The sequence below is a fragment of the Actinoplanes subtropicus genome (assembly GCF_000721705.1).
Lineage (GTDB): Bacteria > Actinomycetota > Actinomycetes > Mycobacteriales > Micromonosporaceae > Actinoplanes > Actinoplanes subtropicus.
Map to the genome: position 1 here is coordinate 1 of NZ_JOJL01000132.1, position 1,172 is coordinate 1,172.

A 1,172-nucleotide genomic window follows, 5' to 3' on the forward strand; every position below is an offset into this window, starting at 1 on the left:
ACGCATGTGCTGCTGGCGGTGTCGTGCCTGCTGCGGCGGGCTGATGGTGCCGACGTGATCGGCCGGGCGCTGCGCGCGAAGGCGGCCGGCGTCGGGCACCGGCCGATCGCCGTGCGGTTGCAGCGGCCGGTCTCGACGGTCCGCGGCTGGTTGCGGGCGTTCGCGCGGAACGCTGAGGCGGTGCGGTCGGTGTTCACGGCGTTGTTGGTGGAACTCGATCCGCTGACCGCTGCGCTGCCGAGCCATCCGAGCGTGTCTGCTGACGCGGTCGAGGCGGTCGGCGCGTGCGCTGCCGCGGCGCGTCGCCGTCTTGGCGTGGTGGGCGCGGTGCCGCCGTGGCAGCTCGCCGCGGCGGTCACGAACGGGCGCCTGCTGCTCCGCGCTTTCTCCGCCGAGTTGATCAACACGAGTCGGCCCTTGGGTGGCGCTGTTTGATCAACGACTCTCACGACTCGTGCGCATTCATCGAGTCGTGAAGGAGAAGTAGGTGGCGTTCAGCCATGACGAAGAACGGGTGCGGGCCGAGCGGGCCCGCGCCGTTGGCCTGTTCCGGTATGCCTTGATCCGCGAGGCCGCTGACCGGCGGCTATCGACGAAGCAGCGGGGCCGGTTGGTGCGTGATCTGGCGCAGCGGGAGCACGAGGGACCGTTCGGGCAGCCGGTGCGGGCCTCCCGAGCCTCGATCGACCGCTGGATCCGGGCCTGGCGCCGCGGCGGGTTCGATGCTCTGGTCCCCGAGCCGAGGCGGGTCGGGCCGCGAACTCCGGCCGAGGTTCTCGAGCTGGCGGTGGCGTTGAAGAAGGAGGTCCCGGCCCGGACCGCGGTGCAGGTCGCGGCGATCCTGCGCGCCCATTCCGGGTGGTCACCGGATGAACGGACGCTGCAACGCCACTTCGTGCGCTTGGAGCTGACGACCCGCCCGGACGGGAGGGCGCCGCAAACCTTCGGCCGGTTCGAGGCCGACGAGCCGAACGCGCGCTGGACCGGCGATGCCCTGCACGGCCCGACCGTGAACGGGCGCAAGGCTATCCTGTTCGCGTTCCTCGACGACCACTCGCGGCTGCTGACCGGTTACCGATGGGCCCGTCGTGAGGACACCGTGCGGCTCGAAGCGGCGCTGCGCACCGGCATCGCCGCTCGTGGTATCCCCGCCAGCATCTATGTCGATTATG

General features: G+C 71.2%; 2 protein-coding genes. Both read left to right on the top strand.

Annotated elements, in window-relative coordinates; all coding sequences use genetic code 11:
• Nucleotides 1–435 (top strand): hypothetical protein (locus tag IH26_RS61815; protein ID WP_051810152.1); only part of this gene is annotated, 435 nt, incomplete at its 5' end.
• Nucleotides 436–514: 79 nt separating this feature from the next.
• Nucleotides 515–1,172 (top strand): DDE-type integrase/transposase/recombinase (locus IH26_RS0152470; RefSeq protein ID WP_030443808.1); only part of this gene is annotated, 658 nt, incomplete at its 3' end.